Source organism: Streptomyces sp. NPDC050560, from assembly GCF_044457285.1.
Lineage (GTDB): Bacteria > Actinomycetota > Actinomycetes > Streptomycetales > Streptomycetaceae > Streptomyces.
The window spans coordinates 306,246-331,037 of sequence record NZ_JBITGT010000009.1 but is presented as its reverse complement, the minus strand read 5'-3'; the positions used below and the strand labels follow the sequence as shown (position 1 = coordinate 331,037).

Below are 24,792 nucleotides of genomic sequence, written 5' to 3'. Positions count from 1 at the left end.
GTTACGTCCTGGAGGCGCCCGCGTAGGGGCAGCCGGCCGGGGCGCCCCCGCCGTCCAGCGGGCGGCCCTCGGTGTCATGGGTCTCGAAGTAGGACGCCGCCTGGCGCCTCCTGCGGGCGTCGAGCACCATCCAGGTGCCGAAGCCGAGTTGGAGGGTGCCGCGGCCCGCGTCCTCGAAGGCGTCCCGCAGCCGCAGCAGACCGCGGGCGGCGGCCGACACCCGCGGCGGCAGCGGGCGTTCGCGCGCGACCAGCAGACAGGGGGCGCGGTGCGGGATGGAGCGGGTGTGCGAGACACCGGACTCCAGACGGAAGCGGCGCAGCACCTCGCGGGTGACGGCGCGCATCGCCAGCGGCGCGAGACGCCAGGCGGGACAGGGCCGGTTGGTGGCGACGCCGAAGGGGATGTGGTGGGCGTCCTTGGCGGAGAGGGCGTCCCAGCGGTCGGGGTCGAAGGTGTCGGGGTCCTGGTAGCCGGTGGCGTGGTAGTCGGGGTAGCTGAAGCAGAGCACCGAGCCCTCGGGGATGACGGTGCCGTCGCCGGGCTCGATCTCCGAGGTGGTGATCCGGTGCGCCACACCGAAGAGCGGGAAGAGCCGGAACGTCTCGTTCATGACGTTGCCGAGCAGCCGGTCGTCGTCCGGCGCCGCGGCGACCCGCTGCTGGATGCCCGGGTGCTGGGCGAGCACGAGCAGCAGGTGCGCCATGGCCTCGGACATCTGCACCACGGCGGTGTTGAAGAAGGTGCCCTGGAGGTAGAAGACCCGGTCGCGCTCCGACAGGCGCCCCGGCAGCCTGTGCGGTACGTCCCCGGCGGCGAGCCGGGCCGCGAGGTAGCGGGTGAGGCGGGCCCTGCGCCGCATGTTCCTGGGGCGGGTGCACTTGAGGGCGTTGACGACGTCCTCGGCGTGCCCGGTGATGAGGCGGCGGGCCCGCGGCGGGCAGGGCTCCCTGAACACCAGCGTGTAGAAGAACTCGGCCCACACCGGCATCATCAGGTCGCGCAGCCGTACCAGGGTGACGCGGCCGGTCGCGGCCTCGTCGAGGACCTTCGCCGCGCAGCGGGTCGCGGTCTCGTACAGCTCGGCGGAGGAGCCGGAGATGATGGCGAGGGTGGTGCGTGCCACCTCGTCGTAGCGTTCGCCGGGCTCCAGGTGCTCCTGGTGGACGTCGGGCCCGGGGGAGAGCCAGTACCAGAAGAGGTCGGAGAGCGCGGCGCCCTTGCTGCGCCCGTCGGCGGCGGGGTGGCCGTAGACCTCCTGGAAGCGCTCGGGGCCCACGGTGTCGTTGGGAAAGGTGAGGGCGTCGTCGCCGTTGACCCGCGCGAACACCTTCATCCGCAGGGCGACCACGGACCGTGGCAGCCACAGCGGGGCGGACAGCGCGAGGGCGCCGGCCGCGGAGGCGAGCGCGGTGTTCCTGGTGTGCCGGGTCACCATGGGGCGGCTCCTGTGAGAGGGGCGCGGCGCGGCACGACCTGGTCGCGGGTGAGGTCCCCGGGGCTCGCGCCCCCGCACAGCGCCAGTGTGTGGTCGAAGTCGTCGCGCAGCCGCGCGAGCACGTCCCGTACACCGTCCTCGCCGTCCGCCGCGAGGCCCCACAGCACGGGGCGGCCGACGCCCACGGCGGTGGCGCCGAGGGCGAGCGCGACGGCGACGTCGCTGCCGCGCCGCACCCCGCCGTCGAGCAGTACGGGTACGCGCCCCGCGACGGCGGCGGCGACGGCGGGCAGCGCGTCCAGGGCGGCCGGGGCGGCGTCGAGTTGGCGGCCCCCGTGGTTGGAGACCAGGATCGCGTCGGCGCCCTCGGCGACGGCGGTCCTCGCGTCCTCGGGGTGCAGGATGCCCTTCAGTACGAGGGGCAGCCCGCTGCTGTCGCGCAGCCGCCGCACGTCGTCCCAGGACTGGGCGGGCGACATGGCGATGGGGCGCGGCTCGTCAGGGGGGCCGCCGGGCAGGCCGCGCATGTTCTGCGCGGCGTAGCCGGGCGGCAGGTCGGTGAAGCCGTTGCGCAGGTCGCGGGTGTGGCGGCCGAAGACGGGGGAGTCGACGGTGACCACGAGCGCGGAGCAGCCCGCGTGCTCCGCCCGGTGCGCAAGCTCCGCGGTGACCCGGTGCTCGGGCTGGAGGTAGAGCTGGAACCAGAGCGCGGCGCCCGGGTCCGTCTTCCGCGCCGCCGCGGCGACCTCGGCGACCGCGCAGGTCGCGGCGACGCCCGTGGTCAGTACGGTCCCGGCGGCGGCCACGGCGCGCGCGGTCGCCAACTCGCCCTCCGGGTGGGCGAGCCGGTGGAACGCGGTCGGGGACACGAACACCGGGAACGACAGCCGGTCGCCGAGCAGCGCCACCGAGGTGTCCCGGGTGGCGGCGCCCCGCAGCACCCTCGGCAGCAGGGCGAGCCGGTCGAAGGCGCGCTCGTTCTCGGTCAGCGCCCGCTCCTCGCCCGCGCCGCCCGCGTAGAAGTCGTAGTACGCGGGCGGGAGGAGGCCGCGGGCCCGGTCGTGCGGCCCTGCGGGTTCCACGGTCACCTGGCGCCCGCGGGGTCGGCCACGGGCAGTTGCGCGGAGAAGAAGGCGTGCAGCGGCGCGCGGTGCACGTTCTCGCTGTCCCATTCGTTCTCCAGGTTTTCCGTGATGTGGTGCTCGGCGATCGGCTCCGTCTTACCGGGAGCGAACTGCCGTACCACGGGGTGCAGATAACGCCCGTCGAGACCAGTGGTCTCCTCTTGTCCCACGCGTCGCACGGAAACGTCGAACGGGTTGATGAGATCGTGGTCCGCGCCGTATTCGAGGGTGACGGTGTAGTACTCGCGCACCCCGGGGAAAGTGCTGCCGTCGGCGACGCCCGCGTGCGCGTGCGCGACGGCCACTTCCTCGCAGTAGCGCAGGCTGCCGTCGTTCCCGACGAGCAGGGTGTCGCCGATGAAGCCGAACTGCTGCCACAGCGCCGAGCTGCGGTTGACCCGCTCGATGACGGCGTCGGTGGCGGCCTCGGGGGTCGGCGGCAGCTCACGGGAGGGCCACGGCACCCCGTGGTAGCGGTTCTCCAGGATGCGGCACAGCGATCGCACCCCATAGCGGAACCCATGGATGAAACCGCTGGTCGACTTCTTGAAGTCGCGCACCTGCGTGATCGTTCCCGCGAAATAGAGATCGGGTACGTTCACGGATTCCCAGGCGTCTGTCTGCGCCGGGAAACGGTCCATGATGGTGAGTTCAGGACTGCATTCCTCGGAGAAAAAGGAGGCGTCGAAACGGAATCCGGTGGCCACGATGACCCGGTCGTACGGTATGTCCTTGACGATTTCGTTCACACGGTCGAACGACACACTCGCCACATAGCCATGCTCCTTTTTCTCCACCTTGAGAACGGAGCCGTCCAGCAGGGCGTTCTGCGACTTGAGCTGATAGGTGTCGAGGAAATTGTTGTTGACCGCGCGCAGATGCCCCACGAAATGGCTCTGCCAGGCCAGCTTCAGTGATCCGGGGCCCGCCACGTGGATGACGGCCGCCGTCTCGATCAGGTTGTCGGCGGTCTCGAAGGCGGAGTTGCCGCGGCCGATGATGAGGACCCGCTGGTCGGTGAAGTCCTCCGGGTCGACGGTGACGTCGGTGTACAGCTCCGCGGTCTCGATGCCCTCGATGTCGGGCAGGTGCGGGAGCGTGACCCCGGTGGCGGCGATGACCCGCTTGGCGGTGAACTCGTTCCCGTGCTGGTCACGGGCGATGAAGGGGCCGCCGGGCACGGGCCTGGTGATGCGCTCGATACGGGTGTCGAAGCGGGTGTTCAGACCGTGCGCCGCGGCGAAGTCGGCAAGGTAGCGCACGAGGACGTCGGCCGGGGGGAAGTAGCGGGGCGTGTACGTGGTGAACAGCGGGCCGTCGTCGGAGAGCAGGGAGTTCCAGTCGGTCCTGAGCTTCAGTTCCGGGTCGTCCCAGCCGGTGTGGACCTTGTTGCTCGATATCAGCGTCCGATGCCGCGGGTACTTGGTGAAGAATGTCCCCGGTGCCTCACCACGCTCCACGATCAGATAGGAACGTCCACTTTTCTGTAGGCAATATCCGGCCTGTAGCCCTGCGGGTCCAGCGCCCAGGATGAGGTAATCAACCTGCCCATTCTCGGACTCGGACATCGATTCTCCCGTTCGTCTGTGGGGGACAACAGCACGTTACTTGATACTTAAAGCATGGCACCATGATAAGTTTTTGTGATATACGTCACACCGTCATGGTGTCTCTTGGTAAATAGACTCATGTTCCGTGTGCTGGCGATGCGCGCCGTTCCCCGTGGGGTACAAGCTCCCCAAAGCCGTGCCCGGCCATGCCGAAGTGGAGCCCGTCAGCGGATGAATTCCCGGCGACGGCCGAATTTCGACCTTCGCCCCGTGACCCCCGCCCTGCCGAGTGGAGACGAAGTGGACAACCCGACCGCATCGGTATTTCCGGGACCGTTCATCGAGGCCCTGCGTGCCGCCCCCGACGAGCCCGCCTTCGAGTACCGCTCGACGACGGTGACCAGAGCCGAAGTCCTCCGTCTGACCGGCAGGTTCGCCGCCGCGCTCGCCGCCGCGGGGCTCGGCCGCGGCAGCACCGTCGCGCTCGCGGCCGACGTGTCGCCGCGGACCTTCGCCGTGCAGATCGCGGCCCACACCCTGGGCTGCCGGGTGATCGGACTGCGCCCCGGGCTCACCCCCGCCCACCTCGGCCTGGTGCTTTCCGGCGGGGGCGCCGCCGCCGACGGCGACACAGGGGTGGACGCGGTCCTCACCGACGGCGCCGCCGAACGCCCGGAGCTGGTCGCGGCCGCGGGGGAGCGGCCCGTACTCGAATTCGGCCACGACCTCCTCGACCCGCACCCCGAGCCCGCGGAACTCACCCCCGCGGGCGACCCGGAGTCCGTCGCCATGATCCACCTCACCAGCGGCAGCACCGGCCGCCCCAAGGGCTGCGAGATCACCTACGGCGCCATGTCACGGCACTGGTCCTGGGCGCCCTCGGAATGGACGCCCCGCACCCGCGCGCTCGCCGCCCACTACGGGCGCTACCTCCTCTTCGGCACCCTCACGAGCGCCGTCATCTTCGAACACCTCGGGCTCTGCCTCCTCGGCGGCGGCACCGCCGTCATCCCCGACCCGCCGCCGAGCTTCCCCGAGGTCTTCGAGCGCCACCGCGTCACCGCCTGCCTGATGACGGTGCCCCGGCTCCACCAGGTCCTCGACACCCTGCGCACCAGGCCCGTGGACACGTCGAGCCTGCGGGTCCTGCTGGTCGCCGGCTCCCCGCTGCCCCCGCACCGCTTCGCCGAGGCCACCGAGCTGATCGGCCCCGCCGTCCACCAGGGCTACGGGCAGACCGAGACCGGGATGCTCGCGCTGCTGACACCGCGGGAGCTGGCCGCCCCCGAGGGCGGTGCGGCGCCGTTCGACTCCGTGGGGCGGGTGATGGACACCGTGGACGTCACCGTCCGCGACGAGCAGGGCGACACGCTGCCCCCCGGTACCGAGGGCGAGTTGTGGGTCCGCGCGCCCGGCGCCTTCCGCGGCTACTGGGGCGACCAGGAGGAGACAGGGGAAGTGCTGCGCGACGGCTGGATACGCACCCGCGACCTCGGCAGCGTCGACGCGGGGGGCCTCATCCGGCTCACCGGGCGCGCCCGCGACGTGATCATCATCAACGCGATCGTGCACTACGCGGGCGGCATGGAGCGCGTGCTCGCCTCCCACCCGGGCGTCGACCAGGCGTACGTCGTCGGGGTCCCCGACGATCACACGGGGGAGGCCGCGCACGCCTTCGTCGTCCCCCGCGCGGGCCACCACCCCGACCCGACGGAACTCACCGCGCTCCTCGTCGCCCAACTGGGCGCCGCCTCCGCCCCCGCCTCCCTCACCTTCATCGACGCGCCGCCGGTCAACGCCGTGGGCAAGCCGGACAAGCGGGCCCTGCGCGAGCGGATTCCGCGGCCCGGAGAGCGGCCCGGGCAGTAGCCGTCCCCCCTACCCCGCGGCCCCGGGCCCGTAGTAGAGCCCGATGAACTCCTCCATGGCCGCGTCCACGGCGGCACGGTCGCCGGTGGCCAGCAGGTCGAGCAGCAGGCCCCGTACGGCCGCGACCGCCAGCCGGGCGCGGGTGCGGGCCGCGGCGGGCGCCACGCCCCCGGCGGCCTCCGCGGCGGCGAGCGGTTCCACCCAGTCGGCGACCAGACCTTCGAGGACCGGCACCGCCTCGGGGCGGCCCCGCAGGGCCTGCCCGCAGATCTCGAAGAAGAGCCGCTCCTGCCCGGCGAGCCGGGGCTCGGTGAGCCGCGCCCACAGCCGTCTGGCGGCGTCGGCGGGCGCGAGCCCCGGCTCGGCGCGCAGCCGCGCGAGCACCTCGCGCTGGCGCCGCTCCGACTCCCTGACGATCTCGACGAACAGCCGCTCGCGCGAGCCGAAGTGATGGACCAGCATGCGGTGGCTCGTCCCGATCGCCGCGCCCAGCGCGCGCAGGCTCAGCTCCCCGATGCCGTGCTCGGCGACATGGTCGACGGCGGCCGCGAGCAGTTCGGCGCGGCGATCACGCGCCCCGTCCCGCGCCCCGTCCCGCGCGCCGCCCGCGGTCCCTGTGGTGTCCCTCTCCGTCACCACCGGAGCGTACCAATTGGTACACGCCCGATGTACCGTGTGGTACATGAGACCAGTCACCGTGTCCGTCGACGTGCCGCAACCGCCCGGGGAGGTCTACGACTTCCTCGACGTCATGGCGCACCACGAGCGCTTCACCGACCACTACCTGACCGGCTGGCGCTACGAGGGGCCGCCCCGCGGCGTCGGCTCGCGCGCCGTCGTCACCGCCTCGCTCGGCGGCACCCGCACCGAGGCCACCGTGGAGGTCGTCGAGGCCGAGGCACCGCACCGCATCGTCGAGCACAACGTCAGCGCGGGCGGCCGCCGCGACGCCCACGGCACCTACACGGTCGAGCCCCTGCCCGGCGGCGGCAGCAGGGTCTCCTTCACCTACGCCTGGTCCAGGACGCCGCTGCCCGACCGGCTGCTGTCCCCCGTGGTCCGCGCCACCATGCGCCGGGCCAACCGCACGGTGATGACCCGCCTGGCGGCGGAACTCGCCGCGGCCCACCGGGGTCCCGCAGCAGCCTGAGCGGGCCACCGGGGGCCCAGGCGGCGGCGCCCCTCAGGGCAGCAGCCCCGCGCTGCGCGCCCTGTGCACCGCCTCCAGCCTGGTGTGCGCCCCGAGCCGCCGCATGGCGGAGCGCAGATACGCCTTCACCGTCTCGGGGCGCAGCCCCAGACGCTCGGCGGCCCCGGCGTTCGTGGCCCCCGACGCCACACACGCCAGCACGTCGATCTCCCTCGGCGCGAGCCCGGCCGGCGCCGCCTCGTTGCCCGCCGCCGTCACCAGCCGGTCGCACACGTCGAGGAGTTCGTCCCGCAGCGCTGGGTCGCCCACGCGCGCCGCCAGCGTCCGCAGCGCGCCGTGCGCCTCCCGCACCCGCTCCCAGGCGCCGTCGCCGCGCGCCTCCCCCGGCTCGGGGCCCGCCATCCCGGCGAGCACCGCCCCCGCCTCCTCGCGCGCCACGATCGACTGCTCGACGTCACGCGCCGCCGACACCGCCTCGTCCAGCATGCGTTCGCCCAGCGGCTCCGCCGTGCGCAGCGCCCCGTACAGCACCGCGCGCACCCGGCGCCGTACGACGACCGGGACCGCGAGCACCGACTTCAGGCCCTCCGCGGCGACCGCCCTGTCGTACTCGTGCGTGATGGTGCGCGCGCCCTGGTAGTCCGTCACCGCGCACGGCCGCGACAGCGCGACCGCCTTCCCGCCGAGGCCGTTGCCCGTGGAGACCGCGAGCGAGGTGATCGCGTCCGTGGTGTTGCCGCTCAGCTCGCCGATCCGCACCCGTCTGCCTGCCGCGTCGACGGGGCCCCCGAACGCGACGGGTAACCCCGACGTCCGCCTCATCCGCAGCAGCGCTGATCTGATCTCCGCCCCGACAGCCGGTTCAGCCGCCATACACGCGCCCCTTCCCCGGGATTTCCCGGAAACCCACCCCCGTTCGGGGGTAGTGAGACCTGCATCACAGAACAACGATGGTAAGCAATGGCCGCCACGGCCGCGGCGAGGGAGGCACCATGTCCGAGCAGAGTCAGAACCGGCAGTTCCGCGCCGCCCGGGACCTGTTGCTGCGGCACCGCACCGACCACGAGGCGGCGTGCCGGGAGTTCGTCTGGCCGCGCCCCGCGCACTTCAACTGGGCCCTCGACTGGTTCGACGAGATCGCCCGCGGCAACGACGCCACCGCGCTGCACATCGCCGAGGAGGACGGCACCGCGCGCAGGACGTCGTTCGCGCGCATGGCGGAGCGCTCCGACCGGGTCGCCAGGATGCTGCGCGAGCGCGGCGTACGCCCCGGCGACCGGGTCCTGGTGATGCTCGGCAACCAGACCGAGCTGTGGGAGACCGCGCTCGCCGCGATGAAGCTGCGCGCCGTCGTCATCCCCGCCACCCCGCTGCTCGGACCGCTCGACCTGCGTGACCGGGTGGAGCGCGGCGACGTCAGGCACGCGGTCGTACGGGGCGCGGACGCCGCCAAGTTCGACGAGGTGCCCGGCGGCTACACCCGTATCGCCGTCGGCGCGGGCGCGGGCGCGGACTGGCTGCCGTACGAGGACGCGTACGAGCGCGGCTACGGCGAGGGGCAGGGCGGCCACGCCGAGTTCTCCGCACAGGGCCCGACCCGCGCCGACGACCCCCTGATGCTGTACTTCACCTCCGGCACCACCGCACGCCCCAAGCTGGTCGAGCACACCCATCTGTCCTATCCGGTGGGCCATCTGTCCACGATGTACTGGATCGGGCTGCGCCCGGGCGACGTCCATCTGAACATCGCCTCGCCCGGCTGGGCCAAGCACGCCTGGTCCACCCTGTTCGCGCCGTGGAACGCCGAGGCCACCGTCTTCATCCACAACTACACCCGCTTCGACGCGGCCCGGCTGATGCGCGAGATGGACCAGGCGGGCGTCACCACGTTCTGCGCGCCCCCGACCGTGTGGCGGATGCTGATCCAGGCCGACCTGGGCCAGCTCGCCACCCCGCCGCGGGAGGCCGTCGCCGCGGGCGAGCCGCTGAACCCCGAGGTCATCGAGCAGGTGCGGCGCGGCTGGGGCGTCACCGTCAGGGACGGCTTCGGGCAGACCGAGACCTCCGTGCAGATCTGCAACCCCCCTGGCCTGCCCCTCAAGTCCGGCTCCATGGGCCGCCCGAGCCCCGGCTTCCGGGTCGAACTGCTCGACCCCGTCACCGGCGAGCCGGGCGTCGACGAGGGCGAGATCTGCCTCGACCTCACCGAGCGCCCCGTCGGCCTCATGACCGGCTACCACGGCGACCCCGGCCACACCGCCGCCGCCATGGCGGGCGGCTACTACCGCACGGGCGACATCGGCTCCCGCGACGCCGAGGGGTACCTCACGTACGTCGGCCGCAGCGACGACGTGTTCAAGGCGAGCGACTACAAGATCAGCCCCTTCGAGCTGGAGAGCGCCCTCCTTGAGCACCCGGCCGTCGCCGAGGCCGCGGTGGTGCCCGCGCCCGACCCGGTACGGCTCGCGGTGCCGAAGGCGTACATCGTGCTCGCCGAGGGGCACACCCCGGACGCGGACACCGCCAAGCAGCTCTTCGCGCACTCCCGCGCCGTCCTCGCCCCGTACAAGCGGGTGCGCAGGATCGAGTTCGCGGAGCTGCCGAAGACCGTGTCGGGCAAGATCCGCCGGATCGAGCTGAGGGAGCGCACCGCGGCGGGCGCCCCCGACGAGTACCGCGAGGAGGATGTCACGTGACCGCGCTCAGCTATGCGCACGGCACCAGTTCCACGCCGCTTCTGGGCGACACCGTCGGGGCGAACCTGGACCGCGCGGTCACCGCGTACGGCCGCAGGGACGCGCTCGTCGACGTGCCCTCGAAGCGCCGCTGGAGCTACGCCTCGTTCGACCATGAGGTGCGCAGGCTGGCGCGGGGGCTGCTGGCGCGCGGCATCCGCAAGGGCGACAGGATCGGCATCTGGGCCGTCAATTGCCCCGAGTGGGTGTTCACGCAGTACGCGGCGGCGCGGGCGGGCGCCGTCCTCGTCAACATCAACCCGGCCTATCGGGCGCATGAACTCCAGTTCGTGCTGCGGCAGTCGGGCGCCCGGCTGCTGATCTCCACACCACGCCACAAGACCAGCGACTACCGGGCGCTGGTGGAGCAGGTGCGCGGCGACTGCCCCGACCTCGGCGAGGCGGTCTACATCGGAGAGGAGAGCTTCGACGCGCTGGCCGAGGCGGGCGACGGCGTGGACGAGGCGGAACTGGCCGCCCGCGAGGCGCAGCTCGAACCCGACGACCCGATCAACCTGCAGTACACCTCGGGCACCACCGGCTTCCCCAAGGGCGCCACCCTCTCCCACCACAACATCCTCAACAACGGCTACTGGGTGGGCCGTACGGTCGGCTACACGGAGCGCGACCGGGTCTGTCTCCCGGTGCCCTTCTACCACTGCTTCGGCATGGTGATGGGCAACCTCGGCGCCACCTCGCACGGCGCGTGCATCGTCATCCCGTCCCGCACCTTCGAGCCGGTGGCCGCGCTGCACGCGGTCGAGCGCGAGCGCTGCACCTCGCTGTACGGGGTGCCCACCATGTTCATCGCCGAGCTGAACCTGCCGGACTTCGCCACCTACGACCTCTCGTCGCTGCGGACCGGCATCATGGCGGGCTCGCCGTGCCCGGTCGAGGTGATGAAGCGGGTGGTCGCGGAGATGCACATGGCGGAGGTGTCCATCTGCTACGGCATGACCGAGACCTCGCCCGTGTCCACCCAGACCCGCCGCTCCGACGACCTGGACAGGCGCACGGGCACCGTCGGCCGGGCGCTGCCGCACATAGAGGTCAAGGTGGTCGACCCGGCCACCGGGCACACCGTGCCGCGCGGCGGGAGCGGGGAACTGTGCACCCGCGGCTACAGCGTGATGCTGGGCTACTGGGACGAGCCGGAGAAGACCGCCGAGGTCGTCGACGCGGCCCGCTGGATGCACACGGGCGACCTCGCGGTGATGCGCGAGGACGGCTATGTCGCGATCGTCGGCCGCATCAAGGACATGATCATCCGCGGCGGCGAGAACATCTCCCCCCGGGAGATAGAGGAGTTCCTCTACGCGCACCCGAAGGTCGCCGACGTCCAGGTGGTGGGCGTGCCCCACGAGCGCCTCGGCGAGGAGGTCATGGCCTGCGTGGTCCCGCGCGACCCCGAGGACCCGCCGGACCTTGAGGAGCTGCGCGCGTACTGCCGCGACCGCCTCGCCCACTTCAAGATCCCCTCCCGCCTCCAGATCGTGGAGTCCTTCCCGATGACGGTGAGCGGCAAGGTCCGCAAGGTCGAACTGCGCGAGCGCTACGGCACGAAGCGCCCCTGACCCACCACCGCACCCGCCGGAGCCGCGCCCGCACAGCCGGGCGCGGCTCCGGCGGTTTTGGCGCGCCCGCCGCCCGCGGGGGGCCGCCGCCGCGCCCGCACCTTGACGCCCGTCGTCACCCCCTCCTACATTGTTTCCATAATGCAAAACGCGCTTTCCGTATTACGGAATTACGGAACGTGGCGGGAAGCGCGCGGCAATGTCAGCGACGGGCTCACCGCGGGGCGCGACGGGAGCGCGAATCCACCGGGCCGTGTCCGCCGGGCACGGCCTCAGGCGAGGCAGGAGTACCGATGGCTCGTATGACCGCTGCCCGCGCGGCAGTCGAGATCCTCAAGCGGGAGGGGATCACGGACGCGTTCGGCGTCCCGGGCGCCGCGATCAACCCGTTCTACGCCCAGCTCAAGGCCGCGGGCGGCATCGACCACACCCTCGCACGCCATGTCGAGGGCGCCTCGCACATGGCCGAGGGCTACACCAGGACCCACCCGGGCAACATCGGCGTCTGTGTCGGCACGTCGGGCCCCGCGGGCACCGACATGATCACCGGCCTCTACTCCGCCTCGGGCGACTCCATCCCGATCCTGTGCATCACGGGCCAGGCACCGACCGCCGTGATCCACAAGGAGGACTTCCAGGCCGTCGACATCGCCGCCATCGCGGGACCCGTCACCAAGATGGCCGTGACCGTGCTGGAGGCCGCGCAGGTGCCCGGCGTCTTCCAGCAGGCGTTTCACCTGATGCGCTCGGGCCGCCCGGGCCCCGTGCTGATCGACCTCCCCCTCGATGTGCAGACCACCGAGATCGAGTTCGACCCCGACACCTACACCCCGCTGCCGGTGTACAGGCCCGCCGCGAGCCGGGCCCAGATCGACAGGGCGCTGACCCTGCTGAACGCCGCCGAGCGCCCGCTGATCGTCGCCGGCGGCGGTGTCATCAACGCGGACGCGGCCGAACTCCTCGTCGAGTTCGCCGAGTTGACCGGGGTCCCGGTGGTGCCGACGCTGATGGGCTGGGGCGCCATCCCCGACGAGCACGAGCTGAACGCGGGCATGGTGGGCCTCCAGACCTCCCACCGCTACGGCAACGCCACCTTCCTGGAGTCCGACTTCGTCCTCGGCATCGGCAACCGCTGGGCCAACCGCCACACCGGCCGCCTCGACGTCTACACCAGGGGCCGCACCTTCGTGCACATCGACATCGAGCCCACCCAGCTCGGCAGGATCTTCGCGCCCGACTACGGCATCGCCTCCGACGCCCGCGCCGCGCTCGAACTCCTCGTCGCGGCAGGCCGCGAACTCGCCGCCGGGGGCGCGCTGCCCGACCGCTCCGACTGGGCCGCCGCCGCCCAGGAGCGCCGCGCCACGCTCCAGCGCCGCACCCACTTCGACGACGTCCCCCTCAAGCCCCAGCGGGTCTACGAGGAGATGAACAAGGCGTTCGGACCCGAGACCCGCTATGTCTCCACCATCGGGCTCTCCCAGATCGCGGGCGCCCAGATGCTCCATGTGCACCGCCCACGGCACTGGATCAACTGCGGCCAGGCGGGCCCCCTCGGCTGGACGGTGCCCGCCGCGCTCGGCGTCGCCAAGGCCGACCCCGACGCCCGGGTGGTGGCGCTCAGCGGGGACTACGACTTCCAGTTCCTCATGGAGGAGTTGGCGGTCGGCGCCCAGCACCGCATCCCGTACGTCCACGTGCTGGTCAACAACGCCTACCTGGGCCTGATCCGGCAGGCGCAGCGCGCCCTCGACATCGACTTCCAGGTCAACCTGGAGTTCGAGAACATCAACGCGCCGGAACTCGGCGTCTACGGCGTCGACCATGTGAAGGTCGCCGAGGGCCTGGGCTGCAAGGCCATCAGGGTCACGGAACCGACGGAACTCGGCGCCGCGTTCGAGGAGGCGAAGAAGCTCGCCGACCACCACCGGGTGCCGGTGGTGGTGGAGGCCGTTTTGGAGCGTGTCACCAACATCTCCATGAGCGGCAGCAACAGCATCGCCGACGTCACCGAGTTCGAGGAGACCGCCACCGAGCCGTGGCACGCGCCGACCTCGATCCGGCCGCTGAAGACCGCCTGACGGTACGGCCGCACGCGGCGGGTGCGCGTCAGTCGCGCACCCGCCGCCACTTGCGCAGGCTCACCAGCTCGCGGGGCGGTGTCAGCTTGCTGCCGACCTCCACGTAGGACACCTCGGCGGCGTACACACTGCCCTCCGAGTCCACCGCGACACCGTGCAGCCAGTTGAACCTGTCGGGCGCCTCGCCCGGCAACTGCGCGCCGAACCGGAGGACTTCACGGCCCTCGGGGTCATGGACCCGGATCTTGTGCCCGATGCCGGGCACCCCGTGCTGCACGGGCGGCGGGCCCTGCTCCGCCACGTACGCGTACCCGTGCCGGTCCACGCACACCGCCGCCGCCTTGTGCGCGTGCCAGGTGTCGCGGAACTCCCCGTCGAGCGAGAACGTCTGCACCCGGTGGTTCTCCCGGTCGCAGACGAGGACGGTGTCGTCGTCGAGCAGCGCGATGCCGTGCGGCAGGCTGAACTCGCCGGGGTCGCTGCCGGGGCGGCCCCAGGAGAGCACGGGGGTGCCGTCAGCGCGGAAGCGGTGCACCCGGGAGTTGCCGTACCCGTCGGTGACGAAGACGTCCCCGGTGCGCGGGTGCACGGCCACGTCGGTGGGCCGGTTGAACGCCTCGCCGCTCTGGAAGGGGCTCGGCCGCCCGCTGCCGAGGGTGAGCAGGGTGGTGCCCGCGCGGTCGGTGCGCACGATGCGGTTGCCGACGTCGTCGACCAGCCACAGCCGGTCCTCGTGGTCCACGGTCACCGCGTGCGGCCGCACGAAGCGGCAGCCGCGCCAGCGCGGCATCATGGCGCCGTACGGGTCCTCGAACAGCTCGGTGCCGTCGAAGGGGGTCTCGTTGCCCCACATGTCGACGGCGTTTCCGGCCCGGTCGAAGACGACCACCGGCATGTTGCCGCGGTTGAACACGTAGACGCGGTCCGCGGAGTCGACGGCCACGGAGGTGGCCTCACGCAGCCAGACACCGTGCGGCACCTTGGCCCAGAACGGGACGGGCTCGTACACGGTGGCACTGGTGACGGGGCCCACGCTCACGGTTTCTCCCTGCGTCCGCCGGACACACACAGGCCGGGCAGCGTACCGCGGGCGCCCGCGGGGCGGGGAGTGGGTGTTCCGGGCCGTGGCGGCGCCTGGGCGCGACAGGACAGAGTGTCGGCGCCGCCACGGCCCGGAAGCCGGGGTTCGCGGCCCGGGACGCCGTACGGGCCCGGGCCGCGGGCGGGGTCAGGCCGCCGCTTCGCCGTGCGCCGAGAGGCGTTCCACGGACCGCAGCAGCGCGGAGTGGTCGAGCCCGCCGTCGCCCTGGGCCCGCAGCGAGGCCACGAGCTGTGCGACGAGGCCGCCCACCGGGAGCGCGGCCCCCACCGCGCGTGCCGCGTCGGTGACGATCCCCATGTCCTTGTGGTGCAGGTCGATCCTGAAGCCGGGCGCGAAGTCCCGCCGCAGGAAGTTGTCCTTCTTGCGGGTCAGCACGGTGGACCCGGCGAGACCGCCGTTCAGCACGTCGAGCGCGGCGGGCAGGTCGACCCCGGACTTCTCCAGGAACACCACGGCCTCGGCGCACGCCTGGATGTTGACGGCGACGATGAGCTGGTTGGCGGCCTTCACGGTCTGGCCCGAGCCGTGCGGCCCGCACAGCACGACGGTCCTGCCCAGCGTCTCGAAGATCGGCAGGGCGGCGTCGAAGTCGGCCCGCTCCCCGCCGACCATGATGGAGAGCACCGCCTCCACGGCGCCGGCCTCGCCGCCCGACACCGGGGCGTCGAGCACCCGTACACCCTTCTCGGCGGCGGCCTTCGCGAGGCCGACCGAGGTGCCGGGGGTGATCGACGACATGTCGATGAGCAGCGCGCCAGGACGGGCGTGGGCCAGGATGCCGTCGTCGCCGTAGGCCACGGCCTCGACCTGGGGCGAGGCGGGGACCATGGTGATGATGACGTCGGCGTCGCGCACCGCGTCGGCGACGGACTCGGCGGCGGTGCCACCGGCGTCGGCGAGCCGCCCGAGCTTGTCGGGTTCGAGGGTGAAGCCGGTCACCGGGTACCCGGCCTTGATCAGGTTCTCGGACATCGGGGAGCCCATGATGCCGAGGCCGATCCACGCTATGCGGGGCAGGGTGCCTGGGGTGGTGTCGGTCATGGTGCGTGAGCCTCTCGGGGTGCCGGGGAAGTCTGCCTGGGGAAGGTGCACGCAAGCACGGTGCACGCGTGGGGGAGGAGGGGAGCGGGTGGGCCGGTCAGCGGGCCGCGCGGGCCTCGCGGGGGAGCCAGTCGAAGGCGTCGGCGCTCGGCCGGTCGCCCGGCTTGTACTCCAGGCCGACCCAGCCCTCGTAGCCCGCGGCGGCGAGCCGGTCGAGCAGCGCTTCGAGCGGGAGCGAGCCGGTGCCGGGGGCGCCGCGCCCCGGGTCGTCGGCGATCTGCACATGGCCGGTGCGGCCGGTGTACCTGTCGATGACCGCGGGCAGGTCCTCGCCGTTCATGGAGAGGTGGTACAGGTCCATCAGGAAGCGGGCGTTGCCGAGCCCGGTCGCCGCGTTCACCTTGTCCACGACCTCGATCGCGCCCGGCGCGCTGACGATGGGGCACAACGGGGACTCGGGCCTGTTCAGCGCCTCGATCAGCAGGGTGGCGCCGATCCGGTCCGCGGCGCGCGCCGCGAGCCCGAGGTTCTCCAGCGCGAGCGCGTCCTGCTCCGCGGGGTCCACGCCCTCGACCCGGTTGCCGTAGAGCGCGTTGAGCGCGCGGCAGCCGAGCGAGTCGGCGAAGTCCACGGCCACGTCGACGTTGGCGCGGAACCGCTCGGACTCCTCGCCGGGCAGGGACAGGGCGCCGCGGTCGGGCCCCGGCAACTGCCCCGCGTAGAAGTTGAGCCCCACGAGCCGCACGCCCGCGTCCTCGATCGCGCCGCGCAGGGCGTCGAGGTCGGAGCGCCCGGGGACGGGCGCGTCGACCCAGGGCCACCACAGCTCCACGGCAGTGAAGCCCGCCGCAGCGGCGGCCGCCGGGCGGTCGAGAAGCGGCAGCTCGGTGAAGAGGATCGACAGGTTCACATTGAAGCGCTGATCGGCGTATCCCATGACAGCGGCGGCGCTCCTTCCGTATCTCGGAAGTTCCATTCTGCTTTACGGAAAGAGCCTGCGATGGGGCGCCGCCCCTTGTCAAGGGGGCCGCACCTCGTGGCGGGCGGCCGTGAACGAGCAGCCACGAACGGGAGGAGAGCGCACCCATGCGCATCTGGCACCAGAGCTTCACCGTCCTTGAGGACGTCCCCGGCTACGCCGCGTTGCTCGCGGAGCACGCCGCCGCGGTCGTGCGGCCCGGCACCGAGGTCGTGCTGCACGGCCTGCGCCCGGGGTCGTATCCCGCCGGCTACCCGGGCGACCACATCAGGTACTCCTACCTCCAGCGGTGCCACGCACAGCAGTTCGTCGAGGGGGCGCTCAGGGCCGAGGCCGAGGGCTACGACGCGGTGTTCCTCGCGACCATCCCCGACATCGCGCTGGAGGACATCCGCGCCCTGTTGTCCATCCCCGTGATCGGCTACGGCCAGGCGTCGCTGCTCGTCGCGGCGTCGCTCGCGCCCCGCGTCGGCATCGTGAGCTTCATCGAGGAGCTGCGCCCCCAGCTCAGGCGCAACGCCGAGCTGTACGGGCTCGGCCGCCTCCTCGGCCCCGTGGTCGGCATCGACGCCTCGCTTGGCGACGTCACGGCCGGGTACGAGGACCCGCAGCCGCTGATCGGGGCCGTCAGGGCGGCGGCCCGCGAGGCGATCGCCGACGGGGCGCGCGCCGTCATCCCGGGCGAGGGCCCGCTCAATGTGTTCCTCGCCGCGCAGGGGCTGCACGACGTGGACGGCGTGCCGCTGATCGACTCCGTCGCCGCGGGGCTGAAGTTCTGCGAGCTGCGGGTCGACCTCGCGCGCTCCGCGGGTCTGAAGCCCGCCCGCGGCGGCCTCTACCACGACCGTCCCCCCGCCGGGCTCCTGGACGCCGTCCATGCGTTCTACGGGCGATGACCGCGCCCCCGCGCCAGCCGCGCCGCCCTCCCGTGCCGCCGCTTTTCGTTAGGGTCGTCGCGCAATGGCGGGGCGGTCGGCGCACGCCTGGCGGAGCGGAAGCCTGGGGAGAACAGTGCGATTGAGAGTCGAGTTCACGACGGAGCCCTTCGACCTCGACGAGCCCCCGGGGCACGCGCTCGTCGCCCGTGAGGTCATCGCGGGCGCCCGGCTCGACGCGGTCGACGTGGGGCCGTTCGGCAACACCGCGGAGGGCGAGGAGTCCGCCGTGCTCACGGCCGTGGCCGATGTGCTGCGCCGCACCATCGACGCCGGGGCCACCCGGGTCTCCCTCCAGGTCAGCGTCGTCGGCCCCGGCGGCGCCGGTACCGGGGAGCGGCCCGCGGGCGGCGGGGAGGGGGAGCGTTGAGCGGCCGCGCCGAGGTGCCCGACGACGACTTCGTGCGCGCGGTCAGACCCCTGGTCGACGCGGTGGGCGGCGAACTCCTCGACCCCGCGCGGGCCGCGGCGGACGACGTGGTGCTGCGCTGGGAGGGCAGGGCGGCGGTCGCGGTGCGGCTGCCCAGGCTCGGCGAGTCCCTCGACCGCATCCTGGAGTCCCTGGCCCGCGGCCACGGGCGGCCCCTCGCCGATCTCGACCGCAGGACCAAGCAGGAGGTCGTACGCACCCTGGAGGCCCGCGGCGCCTTCTCCGTGCGCCACGGCGTGGAGACGGTGGCATCGGCCCTCGGCGTCAGCCGCTTCACGATCTACAACTACCTCAACCGGGAGAAGTCCCCCGAAGGGGAGTAACGCCGCCCCCGCGGCGCGCGAGCGGTCGAAGCCCCCGGTGGGGCGCCCGCCCGCCGTGGTGACGGCGGCGGAGTCCGGCCGAAATTTCAACAAACTGTTGACGATGCTCGCTCCAGGGTATTTCCTGTGCGCATCCCCGAACCCGCTTACGGCCAGGAAGGCGTGCCATGGGCGACCCAGAGGACACCGCCCCCACCGGCCTCGACGCGTTCAACGCGCTGGACGGGCCACGGGCGGCGAGCGCACTGCGGGAGGTCTGCGCCGCCGACGCGTGGATCGCCGCCGTCCGCGACGGCCGCCCGTACCCGGGCAGCACGGACGTGTACGCGGCGAGCGACACGGCCACGGCGGCCCTCACGGACCCCGGCCTCGACCAGGCCATGGCCGCCCACCCCCCGATCGGCCGCCCCACCCCGGGCGACCCGGCCTCCGCCCGCGAGCAGCGCGGCATGGCGGGCGCGCCCGAGCACCTCAGGGCGCGCATGCTGGAGCTGAACCTGGCCTACCAGGAGAGGTTCGGCCATGTCTTCCTGATCTGCGCCACGGGGCTGAGCGCCGCCGACATGCTCACCGCCCTCACCGCGCGCCTCGGGAACACCCCGGAGCGGGAGCGGGAGGCGGTACGCGTCGAACTCGGCAGGATCAACCGCCTCAGGCTCGCCCGGCTCCTGGGCGACGACACCCCCACCGCCGAGGAGGCCCCGAAGTGACCGCCCACGCCACGGTCTCCACCCATGTCCTGGACACCAGCGCGGGCCGTCCCGCGGCCGGGGTGCCCGTGACCCTCTCGGCCCGCGCGGACGGCACCGACTGGACGCGGCTCGGCGCCCGCGCCACCGACGCCGACGGCCGCTGCGCCGACCTCCCGGCGCCGCCCGCGGGGACCACCCACGTCCGCCTCGAATTCGCCACGGACGCCTATCTCGCCGCCCGGACACCCGCGGCGGACGACCGCGCCGCCACCGGCGCGAACCCCCCGACCACCACCCAGGCCGCGCCCGGCGGCCCGCCGTCCGAGAGACAGCAGGACGCCCCCCGCACCAGGGACAGCGGCGTGTTCTTCCCCGAGGTCGCGGTGGTCTTCGCCGTGACACCCGGCGAGCACTACCACGTACCGCTGCTGCTCAACCCGTTCGGCTACTCCGTATACCGAGGGAGCTAGCAGGCATGACCGACACGTCCCGCACCCCGGCCGCCGCCCCCGCAGGGCGGCCCGCACTGCTCGGGCAGAACCAGTACGGCAAGTCGGAGAACCGCGTCGTGCGCATCACCCGCGACGGCGGTGTCCACCACATCAGGGACCTCAACGTCTCGGTGGCGCTCTCCGGCGACATGGACGACGTCCACTACTCCGGCTCCAACGCCAGCGTCCTCACCACCGACACCACCAAGAACACCGTGTTCGCTTTCGCCAAGAAGCACGGCATCGACTCGCCCGAGCAGTTCGGCATGGCGCTCGCCCGGCACTTCGTCACCTCCCAGGAGTCGATACACCGCGCCCGCATCAGGATCGAGGAGTACGCCTGGGACCGCATCGAGTCCTCGGCGGCCGACGACGTCAGGCACTCCTTCGTCCGCGCGGGCCGGGAGACCCGCACCGCCCAGGTCACCTTCGACGGCGCCGGCTGGGAGATCGTCGGCGGGCTCAGGGACCTGGTGGTGCTGAACTCCACCGACTCCGAGTTCTGGGGCTACGTCAAGGACCCGTACACCACACTCCCCGAGACCAGGGACCGGGTGCTGGCCACCGAGGTGACCGCCTGCTGGCGCTACGGCTGGCCGGGCGCGGCGGTGGGCGAGCCCGACTGGGAGGAGTCGTACCGGCTCGTACGCGGCCATCTGCTCGCCGCGTTCGCCGACACCTACTCGCTCTCGCTCCAGCAGACCCTGTACGAGATGGGCGCCCGGGTCGTCGACGCCCGCCCCGAGGTCGACGAGATCCGCTTCTCGCTCCCCAACAAGCACCACTTCCTGGTGGACCTCGAACCCTTCGGCCTGGAGAACGACAACGAGGTGTACCTCGCCGCCGACCGCCCCTACGGGCTCATCGAGGCGACCGTGCTGCGGGAGGGCGCCGACGCCCGCATCCCCGTGGACATGACCAACCTCTGACCGGCAGCCCCGGCGCCCCGCGCGCCGCCCGTGCGCACCGGCACCGCCCGCCCGCTTGGAAAGAAGGAACCCGCCATGGCAGCAGCCCCCGCCCGGCGCACCGTCATCGAGCACTGCGCCGTCGCGACCGTGGACGCCGCCGACACCGAGTACGCCGAGGGACATGTCGTCGTCGCGGACGGCCTCATCGAGTCCGTCGGGCCCGGGCCCGCCCCCGGGGGCCTCGCGGGTGTCGAGCGGCGCGTCGACGCCACCGGGCACCTCGCGACCCCAGGACTGGTCAACACCCACCACCACTTCTACCAGTGGATCACCCGGGGCCGCGCCACGGACAGCAACCTCTTCGACTGGCTCGTGGCCCTCTACCCGGTGTGGGCGCGCATCGACGAGCCCATGGTGCGGGCCGCCGCCCAGGGCTCCCTCGCGATGATGGCCCGTGGCGGCGTCACCACCGCCGCCGACCACCACTACATCTACCCGCGCGGCACCGGCGACCTGTCCGGCGCGATCATCGACTCGGCCGCCGCGACCGGCGTCAGGCTCACGCTGGCCCGCGGCTCCATGGACCTCGGCGAGTCCGACGGCGGGCTGCCGCCCGACTTCGCGGTGGAGTCCCTCGACGACGCGCTCGCGGCCACCGCCGAGACCGTCGACCGGCACCACGACCCCGCGCCCGACGCCATGGTCCAGGTCGCGGTGGCGCCCTGCTCCCCGTTCTCCGTCTCCACCGAACTCCTCAGGCAGGGCGCGGAGTTGGCCAGGAGCAAGGGGGTGCGGCTGCACACCCACGGCTCGGAGACGGTGGAGGAGGAGAAGTTCTGCCACGAGAAGTTCGACATGGGCCCCACCGACTACTTCTCCTCCACGGGCTGGCTCGGCGAGGACGTGTGGATGGCGCACTGCGTCCATATGAACGACTCCGATATCGACGCCTTCGCCCGCACCGGTACCGGCGTCGCCCACTGCCCCTCGTCCAACGCCAGGCTCGCCGCGGGCATCGCCCGGGTGCCCGACCTGCTCGCCCGCGGGGTGCCCGTCGGCCTCGGCGTGGACGGTACGGCCTCCAACGAGGCGGGCGAACTCCACACGGAACTGCGCAACGCCCTGCTGGTGAACCGCCTCGGCCCGCACCGCGAACGCGCCCTGACCGCCCGTCAGGCGCTGCGCCTGGGCACCGCGGGCGGCGCCAGGGTGCTGGGCAGGCAGCGGCACATCGGGTCGCTCGAACCGGGCAAGCAGGCCGACCTCGTGCTGTGGCGCATGGACACGGTGGCGCACGCCTCCATCGCCGACCCGGTCACCGCGCTCGTCTTCGGCGCCCCGGCGCCGGTGACGCTGTCCCTCGTCGGCGGGCGCCCGGTGGTGGCGGACGGTGTGCTGTCGCGCGTGGACGAGTCGGAGATTGCGGCGGCCACCCGCCGCGAGGCCCGCCGCCTCGCGGAACTCGCCTGAGCCGGGGCCCGGCCCCGAACGCCTGTCCCGGTACGGGCGTTGAGACTTCCGGCTCCCGGGGGACGGCCCGGGTCCGGAGGGGGCCGCCCGGGGGTGTGTCCCACCCCCCGGCGGCCGCCCGGGGCGGCCGGTATGAGACCCGGCCGCCCCGCACCCCGCCTCCTCAGGCCCGCCGCGGCGACGCCAGCAGATACCGCCGCCCGATGCGCCGGTCGGTGTGCTCGCCCGGCTGCCAGCCCGCGGCCGCCAGCGCCGCGGCGCAGCCGCGCAGCGCCGCCGGGTCTGTGGTGTGCACGGCGACGGCCTCGGGCTGGGCCGTGGTGGTGACCCGGTAGCCCTCGGTGCCCGGCCCCGCGGGCTCGCAGCCCGCCGCCTCCAGGGCGAGCGCCGCCGCCTCGGGGAGGTGCGCGCGCTCCCAGCCGCAGGGCCGGTCGGTGGCGCCGTCCGGGTGTGTCATACGGCGCAGCTCCACGAGGCCCTGCCACGCGCTGCGCACCTGACGCGCCCGGCCGGGCCCGCCGCCGGGATCGTCCGCGCCGCCGAGCCGCGCCGCGAACACCCCGCCGCCCGCCGCACCGGCCCCGGCCCCGGCGGCGGCATCGGTGGCCGCACCCGCCGCACCCGCCGCACCCGCCGCGCCTGCCTCACTTGGCTCACCCGCCTCGCCCGCAGCCTCCCGTATCCGCTGCCCCGCGGGTGTCAGGAAGACGTCGTGCGGGGGCCTGGGGTGCCGGAACGCCAGCTTCAGCCTGACCAGCGCGGCGAGTTGCGCCTCCGCGCCGCGCAGCCGTCCCGTCCCCGGCTCCGCCGCCTCCACGAGACGCCGCTGCGCGGCCGTCGGCCCCCGCGCCATCCGCCCACCTTCCGTCGATCGCCGCCCACAGGACCCGTAAGGCTATGCGGACGGTCTGACATTCCAGTCCGCGACGACCGGCCGCCCGTGCTCGGTGCTGAGGCGGGACACCGTGCCGGTGCCGAGCTGGAACAGGGCGCCACCGGACGGCGGGAGGCCGAGTCTGCGGGCCGTGAGCACCCGCAGGAAGTGCCCGTGCGCCACCAGGACGACATCGCCGTCGCCGTCCGCGAGCGCGGCGTCCACCCGGCCGAGCATCCGGTCGGCGCGGGCCCCGACCTCCTCGGGGCTCTCCCCGGGGTGCCCCGGCGGCCCGGGTGCCACCCCGTCGGTGAAGAGGAACCAGCCGGGCCTGGTGCGGTGGATCTCGGCGGTGGTGACCCCCTCGTAGGCGCCGTAGTCCCACTCGGTGAGATCGGGGTCCACGCGCGCCCGCGCAAGACCGACGAGCGCCGCGGTCTCCCGGGCGCGCAGCATCGGGCTGGTGAAGCAGGCCGCGATCCGGTGTTCCGCGAGCATCGGCGCGAGCGACTCGGCGCGCTCCCGGCCGTCCGCGGTGAGGGGGAGGTCGGTCCAGCTCGTGTGCCGTCCCGAGCGGGACCACTCGGTCTCCCCGTGCCGTACGAGCAGCAGATCGCCCATGAAACCCGTCCTTCCGTCGAGCCGCACACCGGACCCGGGGCCCGGCCGCACCAAGCGTCGCATCCGTCGTCCCACGACACCGGCAGGGGCGCACGGGGGCGCTGCCGGTCGGGCTACTGCCGGTACCCGGAGAGGAAACGCCCGATCCTGCTGATGGCCGCGTCGAGGTCGTCCACCCGGGGCAGGGTGAGGATGCGGAAGTGGTCGGGGCGTGGCCAGTTGAAGCCCGTGCCCTGCACCACCTGGATCTTCTCCCTGAGCAGCAGGTCGAGGACGAACCTCTCGTCGTCGTGGATCGGGTGCACGGCCGGGTCGATCCGGGGGAACGCGTACAGCGCGCCGCGGGGCTTCACGCACGACACCCCGGGGATCTCGTTCAGCCGCTCCCAGGCGCGGTCGCGCTGCTCGTGCAGCCTGCCGCCCGGCGCGGTCAGCTCGTGGATGGACTGCCTGCCGCCGAGGGCCGCCTGGATGGCGTACTGCGCGGGCGCGTTCGGGCACAGGCGCATCGAGGCCAGCATCGACAGGCCCTCCAGATAGTCGCGCGCGTGCTGCCGCGGTCCCGTGACGACCAGCCAGCCGGAGCGGAAGCCCGCGACCCGGTACGTCTTCGAGAGCCCGCAGAACGTCAGCACCACCAGGTCGGGGGCGAGCGCGGCGGCGCAGTGGTGGACGGCGCCGTCGTAGAGGATCTGGTCGTAGATCTCGTCGGCGAACACCATGAGCTGGTGGCGGCGGGCGAGGTCGAGGATGCCCTCGACGATCTCCTTCGGGTAGACGGCGCCTGTGGGGTTGTTGGGGTTGATGATCACCACGGCCTTGGTCCGCGAGGTGATCTTCGACTCCAGGTCGGCGAGGTCCGGGTACCAGTCGGCGCCCTCGTCGCACAGGTAGTGCACCGCCTTGCCGCCCGCGAGCCTGGTCACCGCCGTCCACAGCGGGAAGTCGGGGGCCGGCACCAGGATCTCGTCGCCGTCCTCCAGCAGCGCCTGCACCGCCATGGAGACCAGCTCCGACACGCCGTTGCCGAGGAAGACGTCGTCCACGTCCACGGGGAGGCCGAGCGTCTGGTAGCGCTGCGCCACGGCGCGCCGTGCGGACAGCACCCCGCGCGAGTCGGTGTAGCCGTGCGCGTTCGGCAGCATCCGGATCATGTCCTGGACGATCTCCTCGGGCGCCTCGAAGCCGAACAGCGCCGGATTGCCGGTGTTCAGCCGCAGCACGCTGTGCCCGGCCTCCTCCAGCGCGTCCGCCTGCTCGATGACGGGCCCCCGGATCTCGTAGCAGACGTCGCTCAGCTTGCTCGACTGCCGGAACTCCATGCGCTGTGCCTCCAGATCCGTGCGAACACGCGGGCCTTCGCCCCTGTGACACGTGCGCCTCACGCGTCCCACTTGGTTTT

At 72.9% G+C, this 24,792-nt stretch carries 23 protein-coding genes; 12 read left to right on the top strand and 11 right to left on the bottom strand.

Going from position 1 to position 24,792, the window contains the following annotated elements:
• Position 1: 1 nt before the first annotated feature.
• Genes ACIBIW_RS22770 through ACIBIW_RS22760 form a run of 3 tightly spaced genes read right to left on the bottom strand, consistent with a single transcriptional unit; the run spans position 2 to position 4,130 of the window.
• Positions 2-1,438, bottom strand: a complete 1,437-nt coding sequence (locus ACIBIW_RS22770; protein WP_399338794.1) for a cytochrome P450 — start codon at positions 1,436-1,438, stop codon at positions 2-4.
• The gene (locus tag ACIBIW_RS22765) at positions 1,432-2,520 is read right to left on the bottom strand and encodes an alpha-hydroxy acid oxidase (RefSeq protein WP_399338793.1); all 1,089 of its coding nucleotides are present in this window, start codon (positions 2,518-2,520) and stop codon (positions 1,432-1,434) included. Before ACIBIW_RS22765 ends, ACIBIW_RS22770 begins: the two co-directional genes overlap by 7 nt.
• Positions 2,521-2,522: 2 nt before the next feature.
• Positions 2,523-4,130 (bottom strand): NAD(P)-binding domain-containing protein, encoded by a 1,608-nt coding sequence (locus ACIBIW_RS22760; protein ID WP_399338792.1) that lies wholly within the window; start codon positions 4,128-4,130, stop codon positions 2,523-2,525.
• A 282-nt stretch (positions 4,131-4,412) separates the two neighbouring features.
• Here ACIBIW_RS22760 and ACIBIW_RS22755 point away from each other — a divergent pair, with 282 nt between their 5' ends.
• Positions 4,413-5,981, top strand: a complete 1,569-nt coding sequence (locus ACIBIW_RS22755; RefSeq protein ID WP_399338791.1) for an AMP-binding protein — start codon at positions 4,413-4,415, stop codon at positions 5,979-5,981.
• A 9-nt stretch (positions 5,982-5,990) separates the two neighbouring features.
• On the opposite strand, the gene ACIBIW_RS22750 is transcribed toward ACIBIW_RS22755, so the two are convergent.
• Positions 5,991-6,617 (bottom strand): TetR/AcrR family transcriptional regulator, encoded by a 627-nt coding sequence (locus tag ACIBIW_RS22750; protein WP_399338790.1) that lies wholly within the window; start codon positions 6,615-6,617, stop codon positions 5,991-5,993.
• Positions 6,618-6,663: 46 nt separating this feature from the next.
• Between ACIBIW_RS22750 and ACIBIW_RS22745 the strand changes: the two genes are divergently transcribed.
• Positions 6,664-7,131, top strand: coding sequence for an SRPBCC family protein (locus ACIBIW_RS22745; RefSeq protein WP_399338789.1), 468 nt, complete (start codon positions 6,664-6,666; stop codon positions 7,129-7,131).
• Between the two features lie 33 nt (positions 7,132-7,164).
• Here ACIBIW_RS22745 and ACIBIW_RS22740 read toward each other — a convergent pair whose 3' ends face one another.
• The gene (locus ACIBIW_RS22740) at positions 7,165-8,004 is read right to left on the bottom strand and encodes a response regulator transcription factor (protein ID WP_399338788.1); all 840 of its coding nucleotides are present in this window, start codon (positions 8,002-8,004) and stop codon (positions 7,165-7,167) included.
• A 119-nt stretch (positions 8,005-8,123) separates the two neighbouring features.
• On the opposite strand from ACIBIW_RS22740, the gene ACIBIW_RS22735 reads away from it, so the two are divergent.
• From ACIBIW_RS22735 to gcl, 3 genes are all read left to right on the top strand, one after another.
• The gene (locus tag ACIBIW_RS22735; RefSeq protein WP_399338787.1) at positions 8,124-9,827 is read left to right on the top strand and encodes an AMP-binding protein; all 1,704 of its coding nucleotides are present in this window, start codon (positions 8,124-8,126) and stop codon (positions 9,825-9,827) included.
• Positions 9,824-11,440 (top strand): AMP-binding protein, encoded by a 1,617-nt coding sequence (locus ACIBIW_RS22730; protein WP_399338786.1) that lies wholly within the window; start codon positions 9,824-9,826, stop codon positions 11,438-11,440. Before ACIBIW_RS22735 ends, ACIBIW_RS22730 begins: the two co-directional genes overlap by 4 nt.
• A gap of 293 nt (positions 11,441-11,733) precedes the next feature.
• Positions 11,734-13,521 (top strand): glyoxylate carboligase, encoded by a 1,788-nt coding sequence (gene gcl / locus ACIBIW_RS22725; protein ID WP_399338785.1) that lies wholly within the window; start codon positions 11,734-11,736, stop codon positions 13,519-13,521.
• A gap of 28 nt (positions 13,522-13,549) precedes the next feature.
• Here gcl and ACIBIW_RS22720 read toward each other — a convergent pair whose 3' ends face one another.
• From ACIBIW_RS22720 to ACIBIW_RS22710, 3 genes are all read right to left on the bottom strand, one after another.
• Entirely contained in the window at positions 13,550-14,560 is a 1,011-nt protein-coding gene (locus ACIBIW_RS22720) for a peptidyl-alpha-hydroxyglycine alpha-amidating lyase family protein (RefSeq protein WP_399338784.1), read from the bottom strand.
• A 189-nt stretch (positions 14,561-14,749) separates the two neighbouring features.
• Entirely contained in the window at positions 14,750-15,664 is a 915-nt protein-coding gene (locus ACIBIW_RS22715; protein WP_399338783.1) for a 2-hydroxy-3-oxopropionate reductase, read from the bottom strand.
• 97 nt (positions 15,665-15,761) lie between these two features.
• Complete coding sequence (locus ACIBIW_RS22710) at positions 15,762-16,601, bottom strand: TIM barrel protein (protein ID WP_399338782.1); 840 nt, start codon at positions 16,599-16,601, stop codon at positions 15,762-15,764.
• Between the two features lie 149 nt (positions 16,602-16,750).
• Between ACIBIW_RS22710 and ACIBIW_RS22705 the strand changes: the two genes are divergently transcribed.
• The 7 genes from ACIBIW_RS22705 (at position 16,751) to ACIBIW_RS22675 (ending at position 21,895) form a co-directional block, all read left to right on the top strand.
• The gene (locus ACIBIW_RS22705; RefSeq protein WP_399338781.1) at positions 16,751-17,539 is read left to right on the top strand and encodes an aspartate/glutamate racemase family protein; all 789 of its coding nucleotides are present in this window, start codon (positions 16,751-16,753) and stop codon (positions 17,537-17,539) included.
• 115 nt (positions 17,540-17,654) lie between these two features.
• Positions 17,655-17,948, top strand: coding sequence for a hypothetical protein (locus ACIBIW_RS22700; RefSeq protein WP_399338780.1), 294 nt, complete (start codon positions 17,655-17,657; stop codon positions 17,946-17,948).
• Positions 17,945-18,331, top strand: coding sequence for a helix-turn-helix domain-containing protein (locus ACIBIW_RS22695; RefSeq protein ID WP_399338779.1), 387 nt, complete (start codon positions 17,945-17,947; stop codon positions 18,329-18,331). The genes ACIBIW_RS22700 and ACIBIW_RS22695 overlap by 4 nt, the downstream gene beginning before the upstream one ends.
• A 167-nt stretch (positions 18,332-18,498) precedes the next feature.
• Positions 18,499-19,041, top strand: a complete 543-nt coding sequence (gene uraD / locus ACIBIW_RS22690; protein WP_399338778.1) for a 2-oxo-4-hydroxy-4-carboxy-5-ureidoimidazoline decarboxylase — start codon at positions 18,499-18,501, stop codon at positions 19,039-19,041.
• The gene (locus ACIBIW_RS22685; protein ID WP_399338777.1) at positions 19,038-19,493 is read left to right on the top strand and encodes a hydroxyisourate hydrolase; all 456 of its coding nucleotides are present in this window, start codon (positions 19,038-19,040) and stop codon (positions 19,491-19,493) included. The genes uraD and ACIBIW_RS22685 overlap by 4 nt, the downstream gene beginning before the upstream one ends.
• A 5-nt stretch (positions 19,494-19,498) precedes the next feature.
• Positions 19,499-20,443: a factor-independent urate hydroxylase gene (gene pucL, locus ACIBIW_RS22680; RefSeq protein ID WP_399338776.1), complete on the top strand. Its 945-nt coding sequence runs from the start codon at positions 19,499-19,501 to the stop codon at positions 20,441-20,443.
• A 75-nt stretch (positions 20,444-20,518) separates the two neighbouring features.
• On the top strand, positions 20,519-21,895 hold the full coding sequence (locus tag ACIBIW_RS22675; RefSeq protein WP_399338775.1) for an 8-oxoguanine deaminase: 1,377 nt from the start codon (positions 20,519-20,521) through the stop codon (positions 21,893-21,895).
• A gap of 163 nt (positions 21,896-22,058) precedes the next feature.
• Here the strand turns inward: ACIBIW_RS22675 and ACIBIW_RS22670 are convergent, their stop codons facing one another.
• The 3 genes from ACIBIW_RS22670 to ACIBIW_RS22660 form a co-directional block, all read right to left on the bottom strand.
• On the bottom strand, positions 22,059-22,748 hold the full coding sequence (locus tag ACIBIW_RS22670) for a hypothetical protein (protein ID WP_399338774.1): 690 nt from the start codon (positions 22,746-22,748) through the stop codon (positions 22,059-22,061).
• Between the two features lie 42 nt (positions 22,749-22,790).
• Complete coding sequence (locus ACIBIW_RS22665; RefSeq protein WP_399338773.1) at positions 22,791-23,390, bottom strand: histidine phosphatase family protein; 600 nt, start codon at positions 23,388-23,390, stop codon at positions 22,791-22,793.
• A gap of 113 nt (positions 23,391-23,503) precedes the next feature.
• Entirely contained in the window at positions 23,504-24,712 is a 1,209-nt protein-coding gene (locus tag ACIBIW_RS22660; RefSeq protein WP_399338772.1) for a pyridoxal phosphate-dependent aminotransferase, read from the bottom strand.
• Positions 24,713-24,792: the final 80 nt, after the last annotated feature.

What these genes read in the sequence shown, in the direction of transcription:
- ACIBIW_RS22770 (WP_399338794.1), bottom strand. Translation starts at nt 1,438, where the DNA reads ATGGTGACCCGGCACACCAGGAACACCGCGCTCGCCTCCGCGGCCGGC.
- ACIBIW_RS22760 (WP_399338792.1), bottom strand. Translation starts at nt 4,130, where the DNA reads ATGTCCGAGTCCGAGAATGGGCAGGTTGATTACCTCATCCTGGGCGCT.
- ACIBIW_RS22745 (WP_399338789.1), top strand. Translation starts at nt 6,664, where the DNA reads ATGAGACCAGTCACCGTGTCCGTCGACGTGCCGCAACCGCCCGGGGAG.
- ACIBIW_RS22740 (WP_399338788.1), bottom strand. Translation starts at nt 8,004, where the DNA reads ATGGCGGCTGAACCGGCTGTCGGGGCGGAGATCAGATCAGCGCTGCTG.
- ACIBIW_RS22735 (WP_399338787.1), top strand. Translation starts at nt 8,124, where the DNA reads ATGTCCGAGCAGAGTCAGAACCGGCAGTTCCGCGCCGCCCGGGACCTG.
- gcl (WP_399338785.1), top strand. Translation starts at nt 11,734, where the DNA reads ATGGCTCGTATGACCGCTGCCCGCGCGGCAGTCGAGATCCTCAAGCGG.
- ACIBIW_RS22715 (WP_399338783.1), bottom strand. Translation starts at nt 15,664, where the DNA reads ATGACCGACACCACCCCAGGCACCCTGCCCCGCATAGCGTGGATCGGC.
- ACIBIW_RS22710 (WP_399338782.1), bottom strand. Translation starts at nt 16,601, where the DNA reads ATGGGATACGCCGATCAGCGCTTCAATGTGAACCTGTCGATCCTCTTC.
- ACIBIW_RS22705 (WP_399338781.1), top strand. Translation starts at nt 16,751, where the DNA reads ATGCGCATCTGGCACCAGAGCTTCACCGTCCTTGAGGACGTCCCCGGC.
- uraD (WP_399338778.1), top strand. Translation starts at nt 18,499, where the DNA reads ATGGGCGACCCAGAGGACACCGCCCCCACCGGCCTCGACGCGTTCAAC.
- pucL (WP_399338776.1), top strand. Translation starts at nt 19,499, where the DNA reads ATGACCGACACGTCCCGCACCCCGGCCGCCGCCCCCGCAGGGCGGCCC.
- ACIBIW_RS22675 (WP_399338775.1), top strand. Translation starts at nt 20,519, where the DNA reads ATGGCAGCAGCCCCCGCCCGGCGCACCGTCATCGAGCACTGCGCCGTC.
- ACIBIW_RS22670 (WP_399338774.1), bottom strand. Translation starts at nt 22,748, where the DNA reads ATGGCGCGGGGGCCGACGGCCGCGCAGCGGCGTCTCGTGGAGGCGGCG.
- ACIBIW_RS22665 (WP_399338773.1), bottom strand. Translation starts at nt 23,390, where the DNA reads ATGGGCGATCTGCTGCTCGTACGGCACGGGGAGACCGAGTGGTCCCGC.
- ACIBIW_RS22660 (WP_399338772.1), bottom strand. Translation starts at nt 24,712, where the DNA reads ATGGAGTTCCGGCAGTCGAGCAAGCTGAGCGACGTCTGCTACGAGATC.